Consider the following 22310-nt stretch of genomic DNA (forward strand, 5'->3'; position numbering starts at 1 on the left):
GTGACGCCCCAACCCTGTAAACCAGGATTCGCCGTTTTTTTGCTTTCAAAGCACTTTCCCGGGATTCATCAGCCCGCGCGGATCGAAGACAGCCTTCACAGCCCTCATCAGCTCGAGCTCGATATCCGATTTGTAGCGGGCATTCTCGTCGCGTTTCAACCGACCCAACCCGTGCTCGGCTGAAATCGACCCCCGCAGGGACGCAACCAGGTCGTGTACGACCCGATTGACCTCCTCCGTGCGCGAGATGAACGCCACGTTGTCGAGCACGCCGGGTTTCGACAGGTTGTAGTGGAGGTTGCCATCGCCGATGTGGCCGAAGGCGACGATGCGCACGTCCGGCCACCGCGCAGTCAATTCGGCGTGTGCTCGTTCCAGGAACTCCGGAATGCGGCTCACGGGCACCGAGATATCGTGCTTGATGCTGACGCCTTCGATCTTCTGCGCTTCGGAGATGTTCTCGCGCAACGCCCACAATGCCGCCGCCTGCGCCACACTGGTTGCGACGGCGGCGTCAGTCACCAGTCCGGCGTCCAGCGCAGCCGCGACGGCGCTTTCGAGCATCGCATCCAGCGCTTGCGCGTCGAGGGTATCGGTGAGTTCGAGCAGGACACACCAGGCATGGTCGCCCGCCAACGGTGAGCGCGAGCCGGGAATATGACGCAGCACCAGTTTGAACGCAGTGCGGCCGACGATCTCGAACGCCGTCACGCGCTCGCCGCAACGTTCCCGCAGGAAGCCGAGAAGCTCCACAGCGGCTCCGGGGTGCGGCACGGCAAGCCAGGCGGTGGCACGGGCACGCGGGCGCGGGAACAGCTTGAGCACCGCCGCCGTGACGATTCCGAGCGTGCCTTCGGCGCCAATGAAAAGCTGCTTGAGATCGTACCCTGTATTGTCCTTGCGCAGCGCGCGCAGACCATCCCAGATTCTGCCGTCGGGCAGCACGACCTCCACGCCGAGAACCAGATCGCGCATGTTGCCGTAGCGCAAGACATGGACGCCACCAGCGTTGGTCGACAGGTTGCCACCGACGAGACAACTGCCCTCCGACGCCAGCGACAGGGGAAACAGGCGGCTCTCCCCCTCGGCGGCTTGCTGGACCGAGGCAAGAGTACAACCGGCTTCGGCGACGAGCGCGTTGTTTGCAACGTCGACGCTGCGGATGCGATGCATCCGTGACAGGTTGACGACCACGGAACGGCCATCCGGCAGGGGCGTGGCGCCTCCGCACAGGCCGGTGTTGCCGCCTTGCGGCACCATCGGGACGTTCGCCGCCGCGCAGGCTCGCACGACGGCAGCAACCTGCCGGGTGTCGGCGGGCTTGACGACCGCAAGCGCGCTCCCGACATAACGCCCGCGCCAGTCCGCGAGATGGGGCGCCATTGCCGCGGCATCGCTCAGTACATGCGACGGACCCACGGCCACAGAGAGGGCTTCTACGAGCTCGATCACGCGGATTGGTCGGCAGACGTGCGGCCCAGCGCATGGCGCAAGGCGGGCAGCATGTTGGTGACCGCGGCCTCGCCTTCCGCGATGGCCTCTCGGGCGCGGTGAAAATCCATCGTGCCGATATGACCGAGCCGTGGCGAGATCTGCACGTCGGCAGGCTCACCCGCCATTCGGCTGCGCGCGATGCGCACCTGCATGATGTTGATGCTGGAAGTCAGCACGGTCATCAGGGAAGGCAACGCGGCTTCAGCCGCCGCCGGGGGAGCCCCGCGCCCAACGCCGTTGCCCGTTGTGCTCATCGAGATACCGAGGCGAGCGAAGAGCCGCTCCGTCCAACCCTCGCTCGTCTCTTCTTCCTCCGCGGGCGTGGGACGCCACGCCCTGCCGATCATGTCCGAGCCGAGATCGACGGCGATCACGATGTCCGCCCCCATCGCACGGCACAGCGACACCGGAACGGGGTTCACCAGTCCGCCATCAACCAGGAGACGCCCATCGCGCGAGATGGGCGTGAGCAGCCCCGGGTGCGCGATTGACGCACGCACCGCCTGAGAGACGCTGCCTTCGCGCAGCCACACCTCGCGGCCGGTCTCGAGTTCGGTCGCGACACAGGCAAAACGACGATCGAGCTGGGAAAAATCGCAGTCCACGAAGTTGCGCTCGAAGAACTGGATGAGCTTCTGCCCCTTGATGAGTCCGCCCCGCAGACTGACATCGAGAAGTGAGACGACGTCCTGCCACTTCAGTGCCTCAGCCCATTGGGTGAGCTTCTCAAGGTCGCCGGAGGCCATCGCGGCACCGACAAACGCCCCGATCGAACAACCGCAGATGATCTGCGGCTCGATGCCCTCGCGCGCCAGTGCGCGCAGTACGCCAAGGTGAGCCCAGCCGCGCGCCGCGCCGCTGCCCAGCGCCAATCCGATGACCGGGTCGGCCTTGTCGGATTTCGGCGGCATCGGCTCGAACATCGGCGGGTTCCGTCAGGCGAGCGGCTCGGCGTACAGGTCGTGCACGTCGCAATCGGTGATGCGCACGCGGGCGAATTCGCCGGGCACCAGGCCCTCGCCGTTCGGAATGATGACGAGGCCGTCGATCTCGGGAGCATCTCCCGGCGAACGGGCAATCGCGCTGTCCTCGTCGAGGTCGTCCACGAGGACCGTGATTTCACGATCGATCCAGCGTTCCAGCCGCTGGGTCGAGATGTCCTCCTGAAACTCCATCAGACGCATGCGGCGCTCCTCGCGGATCTCGTCCGGGACGGGATCCGCGAGCTGATTGGCTTCAGCCCCCTCGACGGGGGAGTATGCGAACGCGCCGACACGGTCGAGCCGGGCTTCTTCGAGGAACTGCAGCAGCAGTTCGAAGTCCTCGTCGGTCTCGCCGGGGAAGCCGGTGATGAAGGTCGAACGAATCGTCAGATCGGGACAGATGCTCCGCCACGCACGGACACGTTCAAGCACGTTCTCGGCGTTTGCCGGGCGCCGCATCGCCTTGAGGATACGCGGGCTGGCATGCTGGAACGGCACATCCAGATACGGCAGGATCTTGCCTTCCGCCATCAGCGGAATCAGCTCGTCCACGCTGGGGTACGGATACACATAATGCATGCGCACCCAGACGCCGAGTTCGCCGAGCGCCTTCGCCAGGTCGATCAGCTTCGTCTTGAGCGGCCGACCGTTCCAGAATCCCGTGCGGTACTTGGTATCGACGCCGTAGGCGCTGGTATCCTGCGAGATCACCAGAAGCTCCTTCACCCCCGAATCGACCAGCGCCTCGGCTTCGCGCATCACGTCGTGGATGGGCCGGGACACGAGGTCGCCGCGCATCGACGGGATGATGCAGAAGGAACAGCGGTGGTTGCAGCCTTCCGAGATCTTCAGGTAGGCGTAGTGATTCGGCGTGAGGCGGATGCCCTGCGGCGGCACGAGGTCGGTGAACGGGTCGTGCGGCTTGGGCAGATGCTGATGCACCGCCTTCATCACCGCATCGGTCGCATGCGGCCCGGTAACGGCAAGGACCTGCGGATGCGCGGCCAACACCACGTCGTCCTTGGCCCCGAGGCAGCCGGTGACGATGACCTTGCCGTTCTCGGCAAGCGCTTCGCCGATGGCATCGAGGGACTCCTCGACGGCAGCATCGATGAAGCCGCAGGTATTCACCACGACGATGTCCGCGTCGTCGTAACTGCCGGAAATCTCGTACCCCTCGCCCCGCAGGCGCGTGAGGATGTGTTCGGAGTCGACGGTCGCCTTCGGGCATCCGAGGGAGACGAAACCGACTCGCGGTACGCCGGAGGTCTTGTGTTGGGTCATGCTCTGAGGGGGAGGTATTGCCCGGGGTCGAGGCGCCCCGGTCGAAATTTTACTTCTGGCTTGAGCGACCGGTTTTCGCCGTTGCGGCTTCCGCCTTCTCGTCCTTGGCCTGCTGGGGCGCAGCCCGCTCTTCCCTGGCGGCGGGGGCATAGCTCGGGAACGGGAAACCGGTGAAAATGTTGCGGGTCTGGCTCTCGATCTGTTCCTGCATCTGCGAGAACATCTTCTTGCTTTGATCGACGTAGGTGCCCATCACGCTCTGCAGCGCCGGCCCCTGGAAGTTCAGGAACTGGGCCCACAAGTCCTGGCTGATCGGGCTGTTTTCGCCGTAGATCGCCTGGGCCTGCTCCTGCAGTTTCGCCTGCATCTCGGTGAACGCCTTGATGTTGTTCTCGAGATACTTTCCCATCATCCCCTGCGTTGCATTGCCGTAGAAACGGATCATGTGTGCAAGCAGGTCACTGGTGAACATCGGGGCGCCGCCAGCCTCTTCTTCGAGGATGATCTGGAGCAGGATGCTGCGCGTGAGGTCTTCGCCCGTCTTGGCGTCAACGACCTGGAACTCTTCGCGTCCGAGCACGAGCTCCTTCACGTCGGCCAACGTGATGTAGGAACTGGTCCGGGTGTCGTATAGACGACGATTCGGATACTTCTTGATGAGACGGGCCTGTTCAGCCATCACTACCTCTCCTCGGCGGCGGTCGTTCCGCTCTGCATGTACGTGAAAATTATACCGCGGTGCAGAAATAAAAACCCCGCCAATTGGCGGGGTCTCGCAGGGGTCCGCGGGAGCGGAATACTGCATCAGCACATGTGCAGGCCACCGTTGATGTTGATGGTCGCACCGGTAACATAGCCAGCCAGTTCGGACGCAAGGTAGGAGCACAGCGCGCCGATTTCCTCGGGCTTGCCGAGACGCTTCATCGGGACGGTGTCGATGATGCCCTGGCGGATATCCTCGCGGATCGCCATGACCATCTCGGTACCGATATAGCCCGGGGCGATGGCGTTCACGGTGACGCCCTTGGTTGCGAGTTCGGCGGCGAGAGCCTTGGTGAAGCCGAGCACGCCAGCCTTGGCGGTCGAGTAGTTGGTTTGACCGGCCTGGCCCTTGACGCCGTTCACCGACGAGATGTTGATGATGCGACCCCAGCCGCGCTCGGCCATCTTCGGCGATACGTGGTGCGTGACGTTGAACAGGCTGTTCAGGTTGGTGTTGATCACCGCATCCCACTGCCCCTTCTCCATCTTGGGGAAGAATTTGTCGCGGGTGATGCCGGCGTTGTTCACCAGGACGTCGATCGCGCCGACTTCGGCCTCGATCTTCGCGACCATCGCCTTGCAGGATTCGTAATCGGACACATCGCCTTCAGCGGAGATGAACTCGAAGCCGAGTTCCTTCTGCTTGGCAAGCCATTCATCCTTCTGCGGGAAACCCGGCAGGCAGTTGGCGACGACCTTCAGGCCGTCCTTGGCCAGCGACTGACAGATCGCGGTGCCCAACCCCCCCATGGCGCCGGTAACGAGTGCGACTTTCTGAGTCATGGTGCAATCCTCTTGCAGATTGGTGATGGGAAGCGCGCGGGTCGCACCACAACCGTACGCAGCGCACTTCCTCTGGCAACCATGCGGCATTGCATTAACCGCAAAGCGGACAAATTATAGGCAGTTTTTGGATTTTTTGCTGCGCCGCAAAACGAAACGGCGCACCCCCCTCAGGAAGCGCGCCGTTCTCGGACCGTTCCGCTCCAGGTCAGAACATGTGCTGACCGCCGTTGATGGAGATGTTGGCGCCGGTCACGAACGCGGCCTCATCGGAGGCGAGGTAGGCCACCAGCCCGGCGATTTCCTCCGGCTTACCCAGACGCGACACGGGAATCTGCGGCAGGATCTTGGATTCAAGGATTTCCTGCGGGATTGCCGTCACCATCTTGGTGCCGATGTAGCCCGGCGAGATGGTGTTGACGGTTATGCCACTACGCGCAACTTCCAGCGCCAGCGCCTTGGTGAAGCCGTGCATCCCCGCCTTCGCGGCGGAGTAGTTGGTCTGACCGAACGCGCCTTTCTGGCCGTTGACCGACGAAACGTTGATGACGCGCCCCCACTTGCGCTCGACCATGCCGTCCATGACCTGCTTGGTCATGTTGAACACGCTGTCCAGGTTGGTGGCGATGACGGCATCCCAGTCGGCCTTGGTCATCTTCTTGAAGGTCATGTCGCGGGTGATCCCGGCGTTATTCACCAGCACGTCCACGGGCCCCACTTCCCGGGTGACGGTCTCGACGCAGGTCTTGCACGAATCGAAGTCCGATACGTCACAGGGATAGGCCTTGAAGCCGTAGCCCATGTTGTTCATGGTCTGCAGCCATTCAGCGGCCTTGGTGTTGCCCGGGGAATGCGTCGTCACGACCCTGTAGCCCAGCGCAGCGAGCTTGATGCAGACCGCCTCGCCCAGACCACCCATACCACCGGTCACGAGTGCAACTCTTGCCATAAACTTTCTCCTCTCCCGTTGATCGATTCACGAAGGGTTTCCATGCATTTGCGGCAGCGCCCCCGTGTCCGCTGCCGCGGGATAATTCTTGTTGTGCCGCCAACCCGACCTGTCAGGCTTTTTCCTTCACGTAGCGCCCCGGCGCAGGCTCGATCGGCGCATATTTCGCGTTACCCATCCGGCCGCGCGCGGCGACCTGCTTGCCGCCGTGCGTCTTAAGCCATTCGATCCAGTGCAGCCACCAGCTGCCTTTCTGCTCTCCAGCCCCGTCCAGCCATTCGTCCGGATCGGCGGCGCCGGAAACATTCACCCAATAGCTGCGCCGATTCTTCGATGCCGGGTTGACCGCGCCGGCAATGTGGCCGCTGGCGCCGAGCACGAAGGTCGTTTCTCCACCCAGCAGGCCGCGCGACAGGTAGGCGCCCTTCCACGGAACGATGTGATCCTCGCGCGCCGCGAACAGATACGCCGGCACCTCGACCTTGCCGAGATCGACCTTCACGCCGAGCATCTTGAGCTTCCCCGGCATGCGGAGGTTATTTTCCAGATACATGTTACGCAAATACCATGTCAGGAACGGTCCCGGCAGATTCGTGCTGTCGGAATTCCAGTACAGCAGGTCAAACGCCTGCGGCTTGTTCCCCTTCAGGTAGTTGCCCACGACGTATTGCCATATGAGGTCATTGGCGCGCAGCGCGGAGAACACGTTCGCCAGTTCCTGCCCAGGCAGCAGCCCCCCCTTGCCGATCGCGGCTTCGCGTGCCGCCACGCTGGCCTCGTCGACCAAGCAGCCGAGCTCGCCCGCATCGGCGAAATCCAGCAGCGTCGTCATCAGCGTGAGGCTCGCGACGGGATCTTCACCACGCGCACGCGCAACACCGAGCGCGGATGTCAATATCGTGCCACCGACGCAGAACCCGAGCACGTTCGGCTTCTTCACGCGCGTGACGGCACGCACGACCTCGAGTGCCTTGAGGGGGCCCTTTTCGATGTAATCGTCCCAGGTGGCGGTCGCTTCGGGCGCCTTGGGGTTCTTCCACGAGATGAGGAAGACCGTGAATCCCTGCTCCACGGCAAAGCGCACCAGCGAATTGTCGGGCTGGAGATCGAGGACGTAGAACTTGTTGATGCACGGCGGCACGATCAGCAGCGGCACCTGGGCGACCTTGTCGGTCAGCGGCGCGTACTGGATGAGCTGCATCAGCTCGTTTTCGTAGATGACCGCGCCGGGTGACACCGCGATGTTGCGTCCGACCTCGAACGCCGCGTCGTCGGTCATCGACACGCGGCCCTTCTCGAGGTCGGCGATCAGGTTCTTGATCCCGCGCGTGATGCTCTCGCCCTCGGTGTCGAGGGCAGTCTTGATGAATTCCGGATTGGTCGCGGCAAAGTTGGACGGCGCAAGCGCGTCGATGTACTGCCGCGTCAGGAACTGCAGGCGCGACTTGGCGCGGCCGTCGGCCATCGGCAGTTCGTCGGACACCTGCCTGAGGAAGCTGGCATTGAGCAGATAGGCCTGGCGGATGTAGTCGAAGACCGGGCTCGCCGTCCATTCGGGCGAGGCAAACCGCCGGTCCCCCGGTTCCGCCGATACGACCGGCGTCACCGTTTCACCCGGCTTCACTTGCAGCATCGTCGACCACAGCACGGCGTGGCGCTCGGCGAACTCCTTTTGCAGGCGCATAAACACTTCCGTTTCCGGCATGGGGACGTTGGGCGCCGCTTCGCCGCTGCTGTCCTGCATGACGGCATGCTGGCGCGCGATAGCCTGGAAGAAGTTCTGCGCCATCGCCTGGCCGAACTGAAGCATCCCTTGAATTGCCGGGTTGCCCTGGTTGTTGTCGGATTCGGACATCAGCCCCTCCTGAGGCGCGGGTTCGGGCGCATGCGGAACTCGCCGATCACCCTGTTGATTTTCCCTGGACCGCGGACGGCCCCTGGCGACGGACCTGCGTTGCCGCGGGTAGAATCGGCGCCATGTACATAATCGCAATCGCCTGGCTGTACGTCGTGCTGATCGCGGCGATCTCCGACACGACGATCACCGGCGGGGTTCTCACGTTCGTCTTCTGGGGGGCCGCCCCCCTGGCATTGTTTCTCTGGCTCGCGGGGACCCCTGCTCGTCGTCGTGCCGCAGCCCGTCAGGAAGACGCGAGCGAGGCACCGTCGAACGATAGATCCGATTCGAATATCGATCAATAGCCAAGCCGGCGAGCGCTCAATCCGAGAGCCACACCAGGGAAGCCAGGCGGCCCGTGACCCCGTCGCGGCGATAGGAAAACCAGCGCGAGGGGTCGGAATGGGTGCACACGTCGCCGCCGAACACGCGCTCGACGCCGATCGACCGCAGGCGCTGGCGCGCAAGCTCGAACAGGTCGGCATACCATTTTCCATCCGATGGCGCGGGATGGAACGCCCGCTCGGCGTTTGCGTCGGCCGCGATGAAGCGCTCCCGCACTTCGCCGCCGACCTCGAAGGCCTCCGGCCCGATCGCGGGGCCCATCCAGGCCATGATGCGCCCGGGCGAGACGCCCATGCGCACGATCGTGGCATCGAGGATGCCCGCCGCGAGGCCGCGCCATCCCGCGTGGGCGGCAGCCACGACCGACCCTTCGTCATCGCAGAAGAGCACCGGCAGGCAGTCCGCCGTCATGACGACGCATACCGCACCGGCCTCGCGCGCGAATGAAGCGTCAGCACGCGGCGGAGCGCCACCGGCGTCCGTGCTCGCGGCATCCCACACGGCGGTGCCATGGACCTGATCCAGCCAGCGGGGTTCCGACGGCACGACGGCGCGCAGGATTGCCCGGTTGCGGGCCACCGCAATCGGCGAGTCGCCGACGTGGCTGCCGAGATTCATGCTCGCCCACGGCCCCTCGCTGACGCCGCCATGTCGTGTCGTCATCAGGGCCCGCACGCGCTCGGGAGCGGGCCAGTCGGGTTCGAACCAGTCGGGACTCATATGACCAGCTCCGTACAGATGATTGCCAGGAGGTTTTCGAAATCCTGCGGCAGGGGCGACTCCCACACCATGTCCTCGCCGGTCGCGGGATGAACGAGGCCGAGGCGGAAGGCATGCAGGGCCTGCCGCGGGAAGGCGTCCAGGACCGCGTTGCCGCAGCGCCGCCGGCCGTAGGTCGCATCGCCGATGAGCGGATGGCCGATGTGCGCCATGTGGACGCGGATCTGGTGCGTGCGCCCGGTCTCGAGCCGGCACTCGACGAGCGTCGCGCGCGCGAAGCGTTCGCGTACGGAATAACGCGTCACGGCGACGCGTCCGGCCGAATGCACGGCCATCTTCGTGCGTTGCGACGGGTGGCGGCCGATCGCGGCGTCGACGACACCGGGGCCGGTCACCGTGCCATGCACGAGCGCGAGATAGTGTCGCCTCACCGTACGTGCCTGGAGCTGGCGCACGAGGTCGGTCTGGGCTTCGAGGGTCCGGGCGACGACCATCAGGCCGCTGGTATCCTTGTCGAGGCGATGCACGATGCCCGCGCGCGGCACGCCCGCGAGTTCGGGCGCGTGGTGCAGCAACGCGTTGAGGAGCGTGCCGCTCCAGTTTCCGCTGCCCGGATGCACGACAAGTCCGACCGGCTTGTCGATGACGAGGATGTGGGCATCCTCGAAAACAATGTTCAGCGGGATGTCTTCGGGAGCCTCGGCGACCTCCTCGGGCGCAGGCGCCGCATCCACTTCGAGGACTTCACCGCCCCACACCTTGAATTTTGCGTCGTGCAGGCCGCCGTTGAGACTGACCCGCCCGGACTTCAGCCACCCCTGCAGGCGGCTGCGCGAATGCGCGGGAAACAGCTGCGCGAGCGCCTGGTCGAGCCGCAGCCCCGCGCAATCGGCCGGGATCGTCAGCCACTGGTGCGAAGCAGCCCCTTCCTGTGGGCTATAATCGCCCGGTTCATTCACGCGAGTTTTTTCGATGGCCAGGTTCACTCTTGGAAGTTTAGCGGTTATCGGTGCATTGCTGCTCGGCGGCTGCGGCCTTTTGCCGGAACAGGTCGACGAGACGGCCGGCTGGAACGCCCAGAAGCTGTACTCGGAAGCAAAGAATTACATGGCCGAGGGTTCCTACGAACAGGCGATCAAACTCTTCGAAAAACTCGAGGCGCGATTCCCCTACGGCCGCTATGCCCAGCAGGCGCAGATCGAGGAGGCCTACGCTCACTACAAGTCCTATGAGCCGGCACTGGCGATCGCGGCGGCGGATCGCTTCATCAAGCTGCATCCGAACCATCCGAATACGGACTACATGTATTACCTGAAGGGCCTCGCTACCTTCAACGAGGACCTCGGCCTGCTCGGGGGGCTGTCGAACCAGGACCTCTCGGAGCGCGATCCGAAAGCGGCGCAGGAGTCCTTCGACACCTTCGGCCAGCTCGTGAGCCGCTTCCCGAACAGCAAGTATGCCGACGACTCGCGCCAGCGCATGCAGTACCTCGTGAATTCGCTCGCACAGCACGAGGTGCATGTCGCACGCTATTACTACAAGCGCGGCGCCTACGTGGCGGCGATCAACCGCGCGCAGGCGGTGTTCAAGACCTATCCGAACGCGCCGGCGAACGAAGAAGCGCTGTTCATGCTGGTCAAGAGCTACGACGCGCTGGGAATGAAGGATCTGCGCGACGATGCCGACCGCGTGATGCACAAGAACTTCCCGAACAGCGTGTATTACGCGGGCGGCCCGAAGGATGGCCGCCCGTGGTGGCAGCTCTGGTAACCCGGAACGACTTGCGGACGGGTGCAAGGCCCGTCCGCCCGCCCCCCTCCCGGTCGCGGCCGTACGCAAGCCCCCCGCGACCGGCGGATCTCGCGACGCGCGTAAACCTGGCTGCGATTATCGACCCTGCGGCGTGAGGCGATCTGCCTGACGTCCTGCCTACGCTCCTCGCGGACGGCCATCACGGCCGCGCAACGACGCATCCCGACTGTCAGGTGTGCAGCACCAGCAACAGTGTCGACAAGCTCAGCGCGGACAGCATCGTGGAAAGGAAGACTGCCGAGGCGGAGGTCGCCAGGCCGGCCTGATAGCGCTGCGCAAATAGATAGGGCGTGACACCGGTCGGCAAGGCTGCGAGCGTCACGGCGACGGTCGCCCACAGTGCGGGGACCTCGAACACGCGGGTCGCGAGCAGCCAGACGAGTGCGGGATGGACGATGGTCTTCAGCAGCACGAGCGTCAGGGGCTCACGCAGATTACCGCCCGCCCGGTAGCGGGTGAGCGAGGCGCCGAGGGCGAACAGTGCGCACGGTGGAGCGGCGCTACCGAGGCTCTTTGCCACGGCATCCACCGGCCCGGGAAGTGCCACGCCCAGCGTGGCCAGCGTCAGTCCGATGCTCAGCCCCCAGATGATCGGCGTTGCGGCGATGCTGCGCATGAGGCCGAGCAGAAGCCCAGCGGGCGACTGATTGCCCCCGCGCGCGGTTTCGATCAGCGCTGTCGTCGGTGGCAGCATCACGAGGCTATGGACCGCGATCAGCATGAACAGCGGCAGCGCCGCCGACGGACCATAGGCAGTCACGACCAGCGGAATGCCGAGCATTGCGGTATTGGAGAAGCTCGCCCCCAACCCCAGCACCCCCTGCTCCGCGAGGGTTCGCCCAAACAGCAGCCTGCTGGCAAGCATCGACAGGCCAAACACGGAGAACGCGCCGATGAAATACGACAGCAGGTAACCCCACGGCAAGACTTCCGGAAGATCCGTCTGTGCGATCGCGCGAAACAGCATCAGCGGCAGGGCGAAGTTGAACACGAATACGGACAAGCCGCGGTTCGCCGCCTCGTCGAACAGCCCCGCGCGTGCGGCGAGATAGCCGAGTCCCAGAGTGCCGAACACCGGCAGGATGATTCCTAACACGACTTCCATCGAAGGGCTCGCAGGGCGCGCAGCGGGTACAAGCTGCGCTACATTGGCAAAACAGGCAAGAATGCCACAAGTATCTGCGCATCTTGCCTTCGCTCGGCGAGACGGGCGCAAGGGGAGTACCATCGGCATACTCGTGCCCCGAATCCAGCCAGCGATGAACCTGAAGCCTGCATTTGTCTGCAGCATCCTCACGACCACCCTGCTCTCCCTGCCTGCCGCCGCCGACGCTTCGTTCGACCGCTGCATCGGCGATCTGCGCACGGAGGCACAAACCCGCGGCATCAAGCCCGAAACGTTCGACACCTACGCGAAGGGCCTCGAACCGGATAACTCGGTGCTCGGCCAGCTCGACTCCCAGCCCGAGTTCCGCACGCCGATCTGGGATTACCTGGCGGGACTGGTGGACGACGAACGCATCGCCGACGGGCATGCGATGATGCAACGGTGGGCCACGACCCTGCAGGCCGTGGAAACCGCCTACGGCGTCGACGCGGCCACGATCGTGGCGGTATGGGGCGTGGAGAGCGACTTCGGCCGAAACATCGGCAAGCGCCCGCTGCTCACCTCGCTCGCCACCCTCTCCTGCCAGGGGCGGAGGCAGGGTTTCTTTCGCAGCGAGTTTTTCGCAACGCTGCGAATCATCGAGAATGGAGACGTCGACGCGGCCCGCCTGACCGGCTCCTGGGCAGGCGCATTCGGGCACACGCAGTTCATGCCCTCCACTTTTGCCCGGGTCGCGGTGGACTTCGACGGCGACGGACGGCGCGATCTCGTCGACAGTGTTCCCGACGCCCTCGCCTCGACCGCGAACTTCCTCGCCAAGGCCGGCTGGATCAGCGGACAGCCCTGGGGCTACGAAGTAACGCTGCCGGCGGGATTCGACGCGTCCCTCGCAGGCCGGCACAACAAGCGTTCGATCGGCGACTGGATGCGCCTCGGCATCCAGCGCATCGACGGAGTGCCGCTCGAACCCTCAACCACTGCGGCGGCCATCCTGATGCCCGCCGGTGAAGGCGGCCCGGCCTTCCTGGTGCTGCAGAACTTCGACGCACTTTACTCGTACAACGCCGCCGAAAGCTACGCGCTCGCCATTGCCCACCTGTCGGATCGCCTCCGCGGCGCTGCGGCATTCGTCAGACCGTGGCCGACCGATGACCCCGGACTGTCCCGGGCCGAACGGCGAGAAGTGCAGACCCTTCTCGCGCGCCTCGGATACCCGGTCGGAGAAATCGACGGGGTCATCGGCAAGATCAGCCGCGAAGCGATCGAGGACGTACAGCGGCAGAACGGGCTGGAACCCAGCGGCCGCGCCGGGCGCTACATGCTCGGCGTGCTGCGACGCCTGGCCGGCGCGGGCACAGGGAGTTGACCCCGCGCTTCGCCGCACCGGCGAAGCCCTGATCCGCATCATCGGTTTCACGACCGGCATCGGCGTCCTGATCCTGCTGGGCCAGATTCCGCCGGGCTGGGAATCGAAGCCAAGAGGCATGACATCATCGAAAAACTCGCCTTCGCCCCATGAGCGGCGGCACGGAAAAGACGGCCGCCATCGTCCTCGCCGCGTTCGTCGCACTGCTGTACGAATTCATCAGCATGTTGCCCATGGCTTCGCTCGCCGCCGCCCTCCTCCTCACCGCACAACGCCTCATCGAAGTGCATGAAATCCGCACCGGCATCCGAGCCGGCATCCGGGGCAACATGCCCCAACGCCACCTGAACGAGGGACGCTGCTTTGCGTCCTTCTTTCGTGCTCCGTGCAAAAATTCCTTGGACTCCGCGGGAGGGACGCCTAACGTATCCTCAAGGGGCGGATCGTCCAACGACACGCCCCGACCCCGACGCATAGATAGGTTCGGGAGGAGGTGTCGATCATGTCAACCGCCAACTATTACTCCGGCCCGGGTACGCCGCCGGAGCTTTCCACCGAGGACCGCCGCACGCACGCGGCCCCTCTCTCCGAATCACCGCACCGGAGAATCAACGACACTTGGTTCAACAAGGTCCGCTGGCCCGCATTTCTAGCGTTCTGGATCGTAATGGGCCTCGCCGCATTCGCCTACCTGTTCGGCAAGATCTGAGAAAGGCAGGAGTATCGCCCGCGCGCGCAGAATCGAAAATCGCGACACTGCGCGCGGGGGTCCGTCACGCGCCCCGGCGCATCAAACGGCAGCGGCAGATTTCGATCCCGGATGACCCGTTTCATCACTAAGATCGCCGAGCCATCCCGGAACGAGACCTCGGCCTTTTCCCTGCGGCCAGCTTGAGCCAAACGAGCGGCGGGAATATTGTGTACGATGGCCACGGGGCGCTCATGCCGGCTGAACGGGTAGCCACGGCTCGCTCGGACTTGCCGTTTTCAGCTCCATACGCCCTCCGACTAGACCGCTTTTGCGCCATCAGCGGGTCTCGATCCCTCTCGAAGGCATCCTCTGGATGAGGCCCGAACCGGGCACACCGACATACTCTTCAATGACACATTCACCAACCGATAGCCGTGTGCTCCGCACGGACAACGTCCACTCCGATCGCCACTTCGGCGTCGAGCACGGAGGACTCCACAAGCCGATCCACACCTCGGTCCAATACGGTTTCGACCGCGTCGAGGACTTGATCGGAGCGTTTCAGGGAACCTACAAGGGTGGCTACCAGTACGCGCGCCAAGGCACGCCGACCACGGCCGCTCTCGAGGCCAAGATCACCGCGCTGGAGGGCGGCGTGGGAACGGTATGCTTCGCAACCGGAATGGGGGCGATTGCGGCGACCGTGCTCACGCTTCTGCGCGCGGGCGACCATCTCGTGGCGAGCCGGTACATTTTCGGCAACACGAACAGCCTGCTCGGCACCATCGAGGGCTTGGGAGTCGCCGTCGACAAGGTCGACGCCTGCTCCGTCGAGACCGTCGCCGCGGCGATCCGTCCTGAAACCCGCATGGTATTCGTCGAAACCATCGCCAATCCACGCACACAGGTCGCCGATCTCGCGGCCATCGGAAAGTTGTGCAGCGAGCGCGGACTCATCTATGTGGTTGACAACACCATCACCTCGCCGGCGCTGTTCCAGCCGCGCACGGTCGGCGCGAGCCTGGTGATCAACTCGCTGACCAAGACCATTGCCGGTCACGGCGAAGCACTCGGCGGTGCCGTCACGGACACCGGACTGTTCGACTGGTCACTCAACCCGAACATTTTCCCGTCCTATCGCAAGGGCGATCCCAAAGGCTGGGGGCTGCTGCAGATCCGCAAGAAAGGCCTGCGCGACATGGGCGGCACGATGTGCTCGGACCAGGCACATCGGATCAGCGTCGGCAGCGAGACCCTGGCACTGCGCGTAAGGCAGACGAGCAGCACGGCGCTCGCCTTGGCACACTGGCTCGAGGGCCACCCGAAAGTTCAAGCGGTCCACTACCCTTTCCTGCCCTCACACGCCGAACACGAGCGTGCAAGGAGCCTCTTCGCCGCCGGTTCGTGGCTGTTCAGCTTCGAACTGCGTGACCCGTCGTCGATGGTCGACGTGCTCAACCGCCTAACCCTGCCGATCAAGGCCACAGGTCTTGGCGATACGCGCACCTTGATCATTCCGGTGGCACCGACCATCTTCTGGGAGGCCGGACCGGCGGTACGCGCGGCAATGGGCATTGCCGAAGGTTTGATCCGCGTGTCGATCGGTCTCGAAGACGAAGCCGATCTGATCTCGGACTTCGATCGCGCCCTCGGGTAAGGGCATCCGCTCCGCGCAAAATTTCAGCCAGAAGCGACTGGCCCGGCCCATGCGGCTGAAAGACCGGCCCACCGCGACTCCCCCTGCACGGCGGGCGCTACCGTTCGACAACGGCAACGCACGCCATTCCGCGCCCTTACTGCATGTGCCAGCCGTGGCTGACGACGAACGACTGGCCGGTCAGGGCCCCGTTCGGGAAGGCCGCCAGGAACAGGGCGGTCTGCGCCACGTCGTCGGTGGCAGTGAATACTCCGTCGACGGTGTCGCTGAGCATGATGTTCTTGACCACCTCGGCTTCGCTGATCCCGAGTTCCTTCGCCTGCTCGGGAATCTGCTTGGCGACCAGCGGAGTGCGCACGAAACCCGGACAGATCACATGCGAATGCACGTTGTGCTCCGCCCCTTCCTTGGCAAGCACGCGCGACAGGCCGAGCAAGGCGTGTTTGGCGGCGCAATAGGCCGATTTGAGCTTCGACCCTTCGTGCGAATGCACCGAACCCATGTAGATCACCTTGCCTCCGCGGTTGTTCGGGTACATGTACTGCAGCGCCGCCTTGGTGGTGAGAAAGGCGCCGTCCACATGGATGGCCTGCATCTTCTTCCAGTCGGCGAAGGTGTAGTCGACAATCGGATTGACGATCTGGATCCCGGCATTCGACACCAGGATATCGAGCGCACCGAACGCATCGACCACCGCCTTGGTCCCCGCATTGACCGCGTCCTCGTTGGTGACGTCCATCGCCACGCCCATCGCACGGCCGCCATCGGCCTTGATCTCTTCGGCGGTCTGCTGCGCGGCGGCCAGGTTGATGTCGGCGATCGCCACGGCCGCGCCGGCCTTGGCATAGACGAACGCGATTTCCTTGCCGATGCCGCTCGCGGCACCGGTGATGAGGGCAACTTTTCCATTCAACATGGTGGGGCTCCTTGTTGTTTCAGCCAGGATAATCGAAGACCACTTCACCCAGCCCGAGGTTCAGGCCAGCCTGGCGGCAGGCTTGGTAACGGACGATGAAATATTCGCGGTTGGTGAAGCGGTAGGGCCCGACCCGGAACGCCGGACCGGTGAGCGGCATCGCGAGCCCTGCTCGCGGATCGTTTCAATCTTCATGCAAACGGCTCTCCTCTGTTGGTTGCTGCCGAACAATCGCCGGCGTGCCGGCGTCGTTTCGTGAACCGGTGCCCAGCTCACAGCCCCAGGGCCTTGCGAGTCATGCCGTAGCCCGACTCGATCAGCTGGTCGATGGTCAGCCGCGAGAAGTCGTAATCCTTCGACGACGGCTCGTCTTCGCTGTCTTCGCGGATGATGCGGGTGATCGTCATCGGGGCGTCCTCGCCCATCAACGCAATGAAGCGCGGGCGATGGCGGATGCGCTCGGCGGTGGCGGCCGGCAGTTCGGCGACGATTTCATCGACCAGCCTGCGGAAATCGTTCACCAGTTCGCGGGTGCTCAAATCGCTGCGAACGCGTTCGCAGTAAAGGATCTCGCTCTGCCTGGCCATGGCTTCCACCAGGTTGGCGGGCATGGCATTCCGCTTGCCGGGAAACAGGTCGATGATGAAGACGCGCTTGCCGGCGGAGCCGCAACGTTGCACCACCAGGTCCAGCGGCGAGTTGCTCACGATGCCGCCATCCCAGTAATGCTTGCCGTCGATCGTCGTCCACGGGAAGCCGAGCGGCAGACTGCCGCTGGCGATGATGTGCGCGGGCGTCAGGTCGTCCACGTAACTGTCGAAAACGACGAGTTCGCTGGTCTGCACGTCGACCGCACTCACCATGAGCCGGGTCGGGCTGGACCTGAGCTTGCTGAAGTCGACGTACTTTTCGAGCAGCTTGACGGCCGGCGCGGTGTCGTAGAGGCTGAACCAGCGGTTCGGCAACTGCTCCGGGCTGAGCATCGGCAGGAACCAGCGCGGCTGGAAAAATTGGGGCACCCCGAACAGCGCGATCTGCCCGCAGGCGATCTGCCGCCGCAGATTTTCGTCCGGCAGGGCCGGCGTGGCGGTGGCCAGGTCATTCCAGAAGGCAGTCAGCGCTGCCGCGGCGTGGTCGGGATTGCCGGCGATGATGGCGCCATTGAACGCGCCGATCGACACGCCGGCGACCACATCCGGACGGACGTCGGACTCCTCCAGCGCCCGAACTGCGCCGCACTCAAATGCGCCGAAGGCGCCGCCGCCCTGCAGGATGTAGATGGTCTGGTTGGGGATGTGGCACAGCGTGTAGTCCGGATCGGACAGGCGTGCCCTGCTGGACTTGAGGTTCACCCGGTTTTTGATGAGCAGCTCCGTCACCTTCATCTCTTCCGTCGGCCGCCCGAACGAGAACAGCGCGCGCGGCACGTCGTGCCGCAGGAAGAAGGACGCGAAGGATCTGGACTGCAGCGATCCGCGCTCGATCTTTTCATCGCCGGCTTCGAATTGACCGAGCAGGTTGAAGCTCAGATCGAACATCTCGCTGTAGAAATAGGTGACTTCGTCGTAAGACACGCGCTGGTCAAGCATGTTGCGGGCCGCGATGCGGCCCTGCCGGATAGCGTTGTCCCAATGTTCGACGCGGCGCTGACGGCTGAAGATGGGGTCGAAAAAATTGGCCACGTCGCCGGCAGCAAAGACCCCGGGCTGGCTTGTCCGCAGGAAGCGATCGACGACGATGCCGTTGTCTACCGCGATGCCGCTGCCCTCGAGGAAGCCGGTTTCCGGCGCCACGCCTGCGCCGATGACCACCATGTCGCAGGCGACCGTTCTGCCGCCCTGCGTCACCACGGCCTCGACCGCCGTTTTACCGCGGATTGCCGCCGGGCTATCGCCGACGATGACTTCAACCCCGTGCTTGGCAAAGCCGCGCCGGAAGAAGGCGGAAACCTCCGGCATGTGGAGCTTCCCGAGCAATTCGCTGCGTTCGAGCAGCGTAACCTCGATACCCTTTTGCCGTAGCGAAGCCGCGGCCTCCAGGCCGATGAAGCTGCCGCCGATCACGACGGCCCGCCTCGCCGTTTGCGCACCCCCACGGATCGCTTCGGCATCCTCCAGCGAGCGCAGATAAAAAACGCCGGGCAGCGCCGCCCCGGGCAGCGACAGGCGCCTCGGTGATGCCCCGGTGGCGATGAGCAGGCGCTTGTAGTGGATATCCGCGCCCGGCCGGGTGTGGACCATCTGCCCCGCGGGATCGATGGCGGAAACGGGGGTGCCGAGAAGCAGTTCGACTCCCAGCTCGCGGTATTGGTCCTTGCTGAGCACCAGCGTGGGCGGCGGCGCCTGCTCGGCCGTGAGGGCGCTCTTCGACAGCGGTGGCCGGTGGTAGGGGAGATGCGGCTCGGCGGCGAGCAGGAGGATGCTTCCCTTCGCGCCTTCGGTCCGCAAGGTTTCCACCGCGGTGGCGCCGGCCAGGCCACCGCCGACGACGACGAAATCAAAGTTCTTTGTCATGTTCCGGTTTCCGATGTCGGTTCGGGCACTTCATCGCGATGATGACACCATGGCGCGGTGCCGGCATCCCGAGGCGGGCACACGCGGCAAGGAGACGGGGATGGAGGCGTGGACCGGAGGTCGGCCGCACATTGAAGGGCAATGTCGCATATTCAGATAAGCGGGCTGGCCATCCGGGGGCACGCCCTGGTCGAGCCCGGCACCGGGCGCGGCGTCGACGGCTTGGCCAGGACTGCCTCCAACGTCATGACGGACTTTCGGTCTGGATGCCCCCGAGTGCAGCGCAAGCATGTCGTCCGGTGCGTCACGCTATCAGGGCGCGCCGCTGTTCTTGTGCCGACTGAAGTCAATTTAGTCGGCCATGTCCGGAAAGCAAAAAACACTGATACGACACTATGTTAATAATATTTCATAAATAGCGGCGTCGTTGCACTCCACGCATGGCTTGTCTATCTTTCAGTCACTGCAGCGAGGGGAACCGTGACGCTTCGGCGTACGGCAGTTGCGGGGCGTGGTGACTTGCGGTTAGCGCGTCATCCCGTGCAAGAGGCAGGAGTAGTGACATGGACGCCCGCGTTGATGATCACGGCCACCCGATGTGCCAGGGGTACGACCCGGTGGGACGCGGCCTGCTTGTCGGTTTGGTTGAAGCCCACGTCACTTCCCTGATCTCCTGGGCGCTTGCGCGGCCGATGACGGGAATCGCGGCGCCTTTTTTGCAGGGTCCGCCCTCGAAATGAGGTCGGATTATTGCCACACCGCGGATCAAGGAGACTCTCATGAGAAAGTACAAGGTCGGGTATTTCGTTGGCAGCCTCTCGAGCACGTCGATCAATCGCCTGCTGGCGAAGGCGCTGGTAAGGCTCGCCCCGCCGGAACTCGAATTGACCGAAATACCGATCCGGGACTTGCCGCTGTACAGCCAGGACTACGATGCGGACTATCCTCCTGTCGCGCGCGCTTTCAAAAAGGCCATCGCCGGTGTCGACGGGGTGCTCTTTGTCACGCCCGAATTCAACCGCTCCATTCCCGGCGGACTGAAGAACGCCATCGACTGGGCGAGCCGGCCGTGGGGCCAGAACTCCTTCGCCCGCAAGCCTTCGGGGGTGATCGGTACGTCGCCCGGATCGATCGGCACTGCAGTCGCGCAGCAGAGCCTGCGGGGCGTGCTGTGTTTCTGCAACTCACCGCTGATGAATACGGTCGAGGCGTACATCCAGTTCAAGCCCGGGCTCATCACCGAAGACGGACAGGTCACCGACAACTCGACCGCCGAGTTCCTGCGCAACTACATGAACGAGTTGCACGCGTTCATCGTACGGGTGCTGACCGTGTTGCCGCGGGACGCTTGACGGAGGGAATCCCGCTCCGACAGATCCGAACAAACGTGCTGGGCGTCCACGGCGTGATTTCGTTTAAACGTGGATGCCTTGCAGCACCTGTCGCTGGACTTCGCTCCCTACGAAGGAGGACTCCATGCTCTGCCCCCATTGCGCTGATGGTCACGACCGTCAATCGGCTCATCGCGCCCACGTGCTGCAACTCCTGGCTTTGATCGAACACCCCACCGCGCTGCCGCCGGACGCGGCGCTGCGGATCGCATGCGAACTTCTCGCGTGGACGGGACTCGAGGCGTCGGATGGCGAATGCGACCATTCCGACGCCCGGGTGGCCGAATTCGAGACGGCAGCCTGAGGGAGGGCGGGATGAAACGGAAGAGCGCGGAAGACGGGGCGGCGCGGGCAGGTCTGCCGGGCCCGTCCGGAGCGTTGCTCGCGCGCCTCGAAGGCATCTACCAGGACATCCACGCGAATCCCGAGCTGTCGATGCAGGAGCATCGCACTGCCGGCATCGTCGCATCCTGGCTGCGCGAGCGCGGGTACGAGGTGACCGAAGCGGTCGGCGCGACCGGTGTCGTGGGCTTGCTGCGCAATGGCGAAGGGCCGACCGTGCTGATGCGCGCCGACATGGATGCGCTGCCAATCGCGGAAAGCACCGGCCTGCCCTATGCCAGCCGGAAGACCGGCACGGACAGGTTCGGGCAGCCGACCGCGATTGCGCATTCCTGCGGGCACGACATGCACGTCGCGTGGCTGATGGGCGCGAGCGAGATCCTGGCGAGTAACCGCGAAGCGTGGCGCGGCACGGCGATGGTGGTGTTCCAGCCGGGCGAGGAAACCGGCCAGGGTGCGCGCGCGATGATCGAGGACGGGATGATCAGACGCTTCCCCAAGCCCGACGTCACGCTGGCCCAGCACGTGATGCCGCTCTCGGCCGGCCGGATCGGCTGGCGCACCGGAACGATGCTGTCGGCCGGCGATAGCTGGGAAGTGACGCTGTTCGGCCGCGGCGCTCATGGCTCGATGCCGCAGAAGAGCGTCGATCCGGTAGTGATGGCCGCGTCGGCGGTGATGCGCCTGCAGACCGTCGTGTCGCGCGAAGTCGCGATGACCGATTCGGCCGTGGTGAGCGTCTGCACGCTGCGGGCGGGCATGAACGAGAACGTGATCCCCGATCAGGCGCTGCTCCGTCTCAACATCCGCACCTTCAAGGATGAAGTGCGGACCCGGGTGCTCGCGGTCGTCAGGCGCATCCTGGAAGCGGAGGCGGCCGCGTCGGGGGCGCCGAGGCCGCCGGAGTTCTCCGTGCTGAGCGAGTTTCCCCTCACCCGCAATGACGAAGACGCGACACGGAAAGTCGTTGCCGCGCTCGAACAGCACTTCGGCGGCGACCGGATTGCGGAGATTTCGCCCGCGAGCGCGAGCGAGGACTTCGGGCTGTTCGGCACGGCGTGGAACGTTCCGACCGTATTCTGGGTGATCGGCGGCATCGACCCGGCGCTTTACGAGGAGGCGCGCAAGGCCGGCAGGCTGGACGAGTTGCCGGCCAACCATGCACCGAATTTCGCGCCGGTGCTCGACCCGACGCTGCGCACCGGTATCGAAGCCATGCTGGCCGCCGCCGGCGCCTGGATCTGCCCGCCGACCGATACGGCCGCCAACCGGGCGCACTGAAGCGGCCCGGCCCTGA

22 protein-coding genes are annotated in these 22310 nt (G+C 64.5%); 9 read left to right on the forward strand and 13 right to left on the reverse strand.

Annotation, left to right across the window (positions count from 1 at the left end):
• Positions 1–45: 45 nt before the first annotated feature.
• From CDA09_RS16570 to CDA09_RS16600, 7 genes are all read right to left on the reverse strand, one after another.
• On the reverse strand, positions 46–1452 hold the full coding sequence (locus CDA09_RS16570; RefSeq protein ID WP_174718448.1) for an FAD-binding oxidoreductase: 1407 nt from the start codon (positions 1450–1452) through the stop codon (positions 46–48).
• Positions 1449–2417, reverse strand: a complete 969-nt coding sequence (rssA, locus tag CDA09_RS16575; protein ID WP_121429660.1) for a patatin-like phospholipase RssA — start codon at positions 2415–2417, stop codon at positions 1449–1451. Before rssA ends, CDA09_RS16570 begins: the two co-directional genes overlap by 4 nt.
• 12 nt (positions 2418–2429) lie before the next feature.
• Positions 2430–3761, reverse strand: coding sequence for a 30S ribosomal protein S12 methylthiotransferase RimO (gene rimO, locus CDA09_RS16580; RefSeq protein ID WP_121429661.1), 1332 nt, complete (start codon positions 3759–3761; stop codon positions 2430–2432).
• Between the two features lie 49 nt (positions 3762–3810).
• A complete protein-coding gene (gene phaR, locus CDA09_RS16585; RefSeq protein WP_121429662.1) occupies positions 3811–4440 on the reverse strand; it encodes a polyhydroxyalkanoate synthesis repressor PhaR in 630 nt (209 codons plus the stop codon).
• A 125-nt stretch (positions 4441–4565) separates the two neighbouring features.
• Positions 4566–5306, reverse strand: a complete 741-nt coding sequence (locus CDA09_RS16590; RefSeq protein ID WP_121429663.1) for a beta-ketoacyl-ACP reductase — start codon at positions 5304–5306, stop codon at positions 4566–4568.
• 208 nt (positions 5307–5514) lie between these two features.
• Positions 5515–6255 carry an acetoacetyl-CoA reductase gene (gene phbB, locus CDA09_RS16595; RefSeq protein ID WP_121429664.1) on the reverse strand — a complete coding sequence of 247 codons (741 nt, stop codon included), beginning with the start codon at positions 6253–6255 and terminating at the stop codon, positions 5515–5517.
• Between the two features lie 112 nt (positions 6256–6367).
• The gene (locus tag CDA09_RS16600; protein WP_121429665.1) at positions 6368–8110 is read right to left on the reverse strand and encodes a PHA/PHB synthase family protein; all 1743 of its coding nucleotides are present in this window, start codon (positions 8108–8110) and stop codon (positions 6368–6370) included.
• 122 nt (positions 8111–8232) lie between these two features.
• Here CDA09_RS16600 and CDA09_RS16605 point away from each other — a divergent pair, with 122 nt between their 5' ends.
• Positions 8233–8457, forward strand: coding sequence for a hypothetical protein (locus CDA09_RS16605; protein WP_121429666.1), 225 nt, complete (start codon positions 8233–8235; stop codon positions 8455–8457).
• A gap of 16 nt (positions 8458–8473) precedes the next feature.
• On the opposite strand, the gene pgeF is transcribed toward CDA09_RS16605, so the two are convergent.
• Both pgeF and rluD read right to left on the reverse strand, forming a co-directional pair.
• On the reverse strand, positions 8474–9217 hold the full coding sequence (gene pgeF, locus CDA09_RS16610; protein WP_121429667.1) for a peptidoglycan editing factor PgeF: 744 nt from the start codon (positions 9215–9217) through the stop codon (positions 8474–8476).
• Positions 9214–10176: a 23S rRNA pseudouridine(1911/1915/1917) synthase RluD gene (gene rluD / locus CDA09_RS16615; RefSeq protein WP_286164181.1), complete on the reverse strand. Its 963-nt coding sequence runs from the start codon at positions 10174–10176 to the stop codon at positions 9214–9216. The genes pgeF and rluD overlap by 4 nt, the downstream gene beginning before the upstream one ends.
• 13 nt (positions 10177–10189) lie before the next feature.
• On the opposite strand from rluD, the gene CDA09_RS16620 reads away from it, so the two are divergent.
• Complete coding sequence (locus CDA09_RS16620; protein ID WP_121430899.1) at positions 10190–10987, forward strand: outer membrane protein assembly factor BamD; 798 nt, start codon at positions 10190–10192, stop codon at positions 10985–10987.
• Positions 10988–11198: 211 nt separating this feature from the next.
• On the opposite strand, the gene CDA09_RS16625 is transcribed toward CDA09_RS16620, so the two are convergent.
• Complete coding sequence (locus CDA09_RS16625) at positions 11199–12134, reverse strand: AEC family transporter (RefSeq protein WP_121429669.1); 936 nt, start codon at positions 12132–12134, stop codon at positions 11199–11201.
• Between the two features lie 154 nt (positions 12135–12288).
• Here CDA09_RS16625 and CDA09_RS16630 point away from each other — a divergent pair, with 154 nt between their 5' ends.
• The 3 genes from CDA09_RS16630 to CDA09_RS16640 all read left to right on the forward strand — a co-directional run bounded on the left by CDA09_RS16630 (position 12289) and on the right by CDA09_RS16640 (position 15851).
• Entirely contained in the window at positions 12289–13503 is a 1215-nt protein-coding gene (locus CDA09_RS16630; RefSeq protein WP_121429670.1) for a lytic murein transglycosylase, read from the forward strand.
• 502 nt (positions 13504–14005) lie between these two features.
• On the forward strand, positions 14006–14212 hold the full coding sequence (locus CDA09_RS16635) for a hypothetical protein (protein WP_121429671.1): 207 nt from the start codon (positions 14006–14008) through the stop codon (positions 14210–14212).
• Positions 14213–14567: 355 nt separating this feature from the next.
• Complete coding sequence (locus tag CDA09_RS16640) at positions 14568–15851, forward strand: cystathionine gamma-synthase family protein (RefSeq protein WP_286164182.1); 1284 nt, start codon at positions 14568–14570, stop codon at positions 15849–15851.
• Positions 15852–15987: 136 nt separating this feature from the next.
• Here the strand turns inward: CDA09_RS16640 and CDA09_RS16645 are convergent, their stop codons facing one another.
• The 3 genes from CDA09_RS16645 to CDA09_RS16655 form a co-directional block, all read right to left on the reverse strand.
• Positions 15988–16767, reverse strand: coding sequence for a 3-hydroxybutyrate dehydrogenase (locus CDA09_RS16645; protein ID WP_121429673.1), 780 nt, complete (start codon positions 16765–16767; stop codon positions 15988–15990).
• A gap of 19 nt (positions 16768–16786) precedes the next feature.
• Positions 16787–16927, reverse strand: coding sequence for a hypothetical protein (locus CDA09_RS23535; RefSeq protein WP_217351256.1), 141 nt, complete (start codon positions 16925–16927; stop codon positions 16787–16789).
• 112 nt (positions 16928–17039) lie between these two features.
• On the reverse strand, positions 17040–19280 hold the full coding sequence (locus CDA09_RS16655; RefSeq protein ID WP_121429674.1) for an FAD-dependent oxidoreductase: 2241 nt from the start codon (positions 19278–19280) through the stop codon (positions 17040–17042).
• Positions 19281–19843: 563 nt separating this feature from the next.
• Between CDA09_RS16655 and CDA09_RS23395 the strand changes: the two genes are divergently transcribed.
• The 4 genes from CDA09_RS23395 (at position 19844) to CDA09_RS16665 (ending at position 22294) form a co-directional block, all read left to right on the forward strand.
• Positions 19844–20020, forward strand: coding sequence for a hypothetical protein (locus CDA09_RS23395; RefSeq protein WP_164844431.1), 177 nt, complete (start codon positions 19844–19846; stop codon positions 20018–20020).
• Between the two features lie 39 nt (positions 20021–20059).
• Positions 20060–20632 carry an NADPH-dependent FMN reductase gene (locus CDA09_RS16660; protein WP_121429675.1) on the forward strand — a complete coding sequence of 191 codons (573 nt, stop codon included), beginning with the start codon at positions 20060–20062 and terminating at the stop codon, positions 20630–20632.
• A 124-nt stretch (positions 20633–20756) separates the two neighbouring features.
• Entirely contained in the window at positions 20757–20975 is a 219-nt protein-coding gene (locus tag CDA09_RS23200; RefSeq protein ID WP_128106579.1) for a hypothetical protein, read from the forward strand.
• Positions 20976–20986: 11 nt separating this feature from the next.
• Positions 20987–22294, forward strand: a complete 1308-nt coding sequence (locus CDA09_RS16665) for an amidohydrolase (RefSeq protein ID WP_121429676.1) — start codon at positions 20987–20989, stop codon at positions 22292–22294.
• Positions 22295–22310: the final 16 nt, after the last annotated feature.

This window comes from Azoarcus sp. DN11 (assembly GCF_003628555.1).
Taxonomy (GTDB): Bacteria; Pseudomonadota; Gammaproteobacteria; order Burkholderiales; family Rhodocyclaceae; genus Aromatoleum.